Consider the following 3,796-nt stretch of genomic DNA (forward strand, 5'->3'; position numbering starts at 1 on the left):
ACCAGGTCCTCGAGCTGTCCGGCGGCGGTGAGCATCAGCACGCGCGGTGCGTTCTCGGCGGCGACCACGCGCCGGCACACCTCGTCGCCGTGCACGCCGGGCAGGTCGCGGTCGAGCACCATCACGTCATAGTCGTGCACGGCGGCCTTCTCCAGCGCCGTGCCGCCGTCGCCCGCGACGTCCACCGCGTGCCCGGCGGCGCGCAGCCCGTGCGCCACCTCGCGCGCGAGCGCCGCGTGGTCCTCCACGACTAGCACGCGCACGCGAGGCTCCTCTCCCGCATCGGCCCTCTCCTGCTCGAAACTACCGGGCTACGCGGTGCTGTCAGCCGATGCCGAGTCCGTCTCCGTGTCGAGAGCGTCCCGAGCGGCGTTTCTCCACTCGTCGCGCACCTCCTCGTGGCAGGTGTCGAAGGCCTCCTCCCAGAGCTCGGTCGCGTCCGTCGAGGAGATGCCCTCCTCGCGCAGGCACTCGATCATCAGTCCCTGTGCCTCGTCGCGGTCCAGCAGCGGTCGGTGACCGCGGAGTGGGCCCTCGGGGGCCAAGTCGCCGCACGCCTCGCGCGCATCGGCGAAGTCCTCGGGGTTCGCGAGCGCCTCCGCGCGGAGCTCGCCGCGCAGTCCCCACCGCGCCCCGCGCAGTGGGCGCTCGTCGTCCTCGTCGATCTCCGGCACGTCGATGCCGTTGTCCCTGAGGCACTGCGCGAACTGCTCCAGCTGCGCCTGGGTCTCCTCCGCATCGGCTCCCATGTGGCCGTGCCACCCGCGGGTGTCGCTGTCGTCCTCGCTGCCGGCATCCGTCGTGGCCGCGGCGACTGCCGTCCCGGCGAACAGCCCGAGCCCGCCCAGTGTCACCGCCGTCACCGCGAGGGTCCTGCTCATGGTCGTGGTCCTCATGTGGTCCTCTCCGGCGACGCTGCTCTGCCCCGCCACTGACGACGCTACGGAGGCGTGTGTTGGGCCAGTGTGAGGAGTCGCTAGCCTCGAGTCATGACCGCTCGTATCGCCATCGTGACCACCGTCGAGATGCCCGTCCCCGATGCCGACGAGGAGCTGCTGCTTCCCCACCTGCCCGAGGCCGAGCTGGCGGCCTGGGACGACCCCGCCGTGGACTGGGCGGCGTACGAGGTAGTCCTGCTGCGCTCGCCGTGGAACTACACCGAGCACCTGGACGCGTTCCTCGCGTGGGCCGAGCGCGTGTCGCAGGTCTCGCGCCTGCACAACCCGCTCGAGACCATCCGGTGGAACACGGACAAGCGCTACCTGCTCGACCTCGCGGGGCGCGGCGTGCCGACGGTGCCGACGACGTTCGTGGCTCCCGGGGGGTCCATCGACGCCGATGCGCTGGCGGGGCACATCGTGGTGAAGCCTTCCGTCGGGGCCGGGTCAGCGGGGGCGAAGATGCTGAAGGACGACGCGGCTGGCGCCGCGGCGCATGTGACGTCGCTGCATGCGGACGGCCGCACCGCGATGGTGCAGCCGTACCAGTCTGCCGTCGACACCGCGGGCGAGACCGCGCTGATCTACGTGGGCGGCGAGTTCTCCCACGCGGCGCGCAAGGCCGCGATCCTCTCGCAGGGCATGTCCTGGTCCACGGGGCTGTATGCCGACGAGAAGGTCATGGCAACCGAGGCGACGGACGCCGAGCGCGAGCTGGCGGACTTCGTGCTGGCCGGCGTGCCGGACCTGGCCTACGCGCGCGTGGACCTGCTCCCGGGCGACGACGGCCCCGTCCTGTTGGAGCTGGAACTCACGGAGCCGAGCCTGTTCCTGGGGCTGGGCGAGGGTGCGCCGGAGCGTGCGGCGGAGGCGTTCCGGGGACTGCTGGGCTGAGGCTCGCGAAAGCGCTGTAGTTAGCGAGTCGCGGAACGCCGAGAGGCCAGCCAGTCCTCGCAAGCGCGCAGCGACTCGTCGTCAAGAGCGCCGAGGACACGAAGTCGGTAAGCACTCCTTGAGCCTCTCAACACCACGGTGTGCCTGTTCATGGGACCGGCCTCATGTCGGACCGACATCGCGACATCACGTCCGACTCTCTTGCGTCGACCACCTGGTCCAACTACCGCGACATCACCCCCGGCCTCGGCAATACGTAAGGCCGGCCGAACCCGAAGAAGGATGACGACATGGACGGTGGCCCACCAGAGCGTGACGAGCGCTGCTGCGATTGACAGGTTCCCCATTGCGAGGTGGTACCCGTCTGGCATGTACGCACGCGCGTTGCGCTGCAACGTCAACCCGGCCCAAGCTCCATAGGCGAACAACGGCACTGCAACGAGAACGACGCCGATCAGAGCCGCGACACTGCGGAACTGTCCGTGCCGCATGTACACGTGCACTTCGCGCGGTGGTTGGTCCTCGTGGTCCACGCGGTACCTCGCTTCTCTCGTGCGCCGCACCCTACACGCCCATCACGTGACCGAGCCTGTACCCCGTGTCGGACCCCACCGTTAGCCTGAGACCAGCGCCCGCCGACTGGCTCCGATCGGATGCACTGTGTTGCCCCAGCAATCGGCGAGCAAAGCCGTTCATCGCGACTCCGTGCCCACACCAGGTTCCGCGCTCTCGATCGCGGCAATGAAGTCGTCCATCTGGCCCTCGATACCCACGACGACGAACGGCGTGCCATCGCCTTCGACCAGCCACTTCTCGACAGGCGCATCAGTCGGTCCCGCGAACCGCTCGACACTCCAGTGCTGTTCACGCCGCACGCCGATGGCGATGCCGCGGCCGGCTGTCACCCACAGACGTGGTCCGACCACTGCGCCCCTCGGGCCAGTTGCCATCCAGACGACAGGCCACCTCCCGAGGAATCGCGAGCGCGCGGCCAAACCACCTGCACACCCGAGGACACCCAGCACGACGGCACCGCCGCCTACGCCCCACGCGACCACGTCGACCACCGGACCGCGATTGATGCCCCACGTGCCTACGAGCAGAAGCATGGCCACGGCGACAACGAGGAACAGGAGGCTCGCGCCAAGCGATCGCCGGGTCGTGGCGGCAGCGTCCGCATCGGCGCTCAAGGTGAAGAGCGGCCGCACCTTCGTCTTGCTACCGAGCATGCTGGCGACAGTAGCGCGGCCGCGGCAACCGGGCGTGGGCATACGTGTCCGGCTGGACGAGCGAGGCGTGCGGAGAGGTGACCACCCGTCTACGGTGTCGCCGAACGCAGAGAGTCCAGCCAGCCCTCGCAACTGCTCAGCGACGCGTGGTCGAAGGGACCGAAGACGCGCAGATGGTAGACGCCTTGCGAGCCCTTGATCCGGACGAAATGGTTGTCGAAAGGTCCGAAACCACCGCCGGTCGACATCGTCACCTTCGTGCCGATGAGCCTTCGTCGTCCGGCGGGCCCGATCACCACAACGCCATCATCGCCGTTGCGCAAGCACAGTACGGGCCTGAAACGGAGGAGAAGGGCGAGATGAACCGTGAGCGCGTACCACAAGAACGCGAGGCTCAGTATGCAGCCGACGCCTACGGCGACGTGGTAACCATCCGGCATGTACGCCCGAGCGAACCGCTGCTTCGTGAGCCCGGCCCATGCGCCAAACAGAAAGGCTGGTGTTGCCACGGCGAGAGAGGCAATGAAGAACACGACGTTCTTGGTGTGGCGACCACGCATGAGCAATTGGACGTCGCGCGACGCGTTCGCTACGTGGCTCACTCGTCCCACCGCCTTCCTGGTGTGCCGCACCCTACATGTCCGTCAATGGACCAAGCCTGTTCCTGGGGCTGGGCGAGGGTGCGCCGGAGCGTGCGGCGGAGGCGTTCCGGGGACTGTTGGGATGACGGTCGGG

5 protein-coding genes are annotated in these 3,796 nt (G+C 68.7%); 1 reads left to right on the forward strand and 4 read right to left on the reverse strand.

What is annotated here, in order from left to right; translation table 11 throughout:
- Together QZ483_RS13055 and QZ483_RS13060 are read right to left on the reverse strand one after the other, a co-directional pair.
- A partial coding sequence (locus tag QZ483_RS13055; RefSeq protein ID WP_297084720.1) for a response regulator occupies nt 1–263 on the reverse strand: 263 nt, incomplete at its 3' end.
- 48 nt (nt 264–311) lie between these two features.
- Nucleotides 312–881, reverse strand: a complete 570-nt coding sequence (locus tag QZ483_RS13060) for a hypothetical protein (RefSeq protein ID WP_297084722.1) — start codon at nt 879–881, stop codon at nt 312–314.
- A gap of 108 nt (nt 882–989) precedes the next feature.
- Here QZ483_RS13060 and QZ483_RS13065 point away from each other — a divergent pair, with 108 nt between their 5' ends.
- Nucleotides 990–1,832, forward strand: a complete 843-nt coding sequence (locus QZ483_RS13065) for a RimK family alpha-L-glutamate ligase (protein WP_297084724.1) — start codon at nt 990–992, stop codon at nt 1,830–1,832.
- 692 nt (nt 1,833–2,524) lie between these two features.
- Here the strand turns inward: QZ483_RS13065 and QZ483_RS13070 are convergent.
- On the reverse strand, nt 2,525–3,061 hold the full coding sequence (locus QZ483_RS13070) for a hypothetical protein (protein ID WP_297084726.1): 537 nt from the start codon (nt 3,059–3,061) through the stop codon (nt 2,525–2,527).
- 89 nt (nt 3,062–3,150) lie between these two features.
- On the reverse strand, nt 3,151–3,663 hold the full coding sequence (locus QZ483_RS13075) for a hypothetical protein (RefSeq protein ID WP_297084727.1): 513 nt from the start codon (nt 3,661–3,663) through the stop codon (nt 3,151–3,153).
- Nucleotides 3,664–3,796 lie beyond the last annotated feature (133 nt).

Origin of the sequence: uncultured Demequina sp. (assembly GCF_913055775.1) — a bacterium.
GTDB lineage: Bacteria > Actinomycetota > Actinomycetes > Actinomycetales > Demequinaceae > Demequina.

Excerpts from the sequence above, each read along its gene's own strand:
- QZ483_RS13060 (WP_297084722.1), bottom strand. The coding sequence starts at position 881 with ATGAGCAGGACCCTCGCGGTGACGGCGGTGACACTGGGCGGGCTCGGG.
- QZ483_RS13065 (WP_297084724.1), top strand. The coding sequence starts at position 990 with ATGACCGCTCGTATCGCCATCGTGACCACCGTCGAGATGCCCGTCCCC.
- QZ483_RS13070 (WP_297084726.1), bottom strand. The coding sequence starts at position 3,061 with ATGCTCGGTAGCAAGACGAAGGTGCGGCCGCTCTTCACCTTGAGCGCC.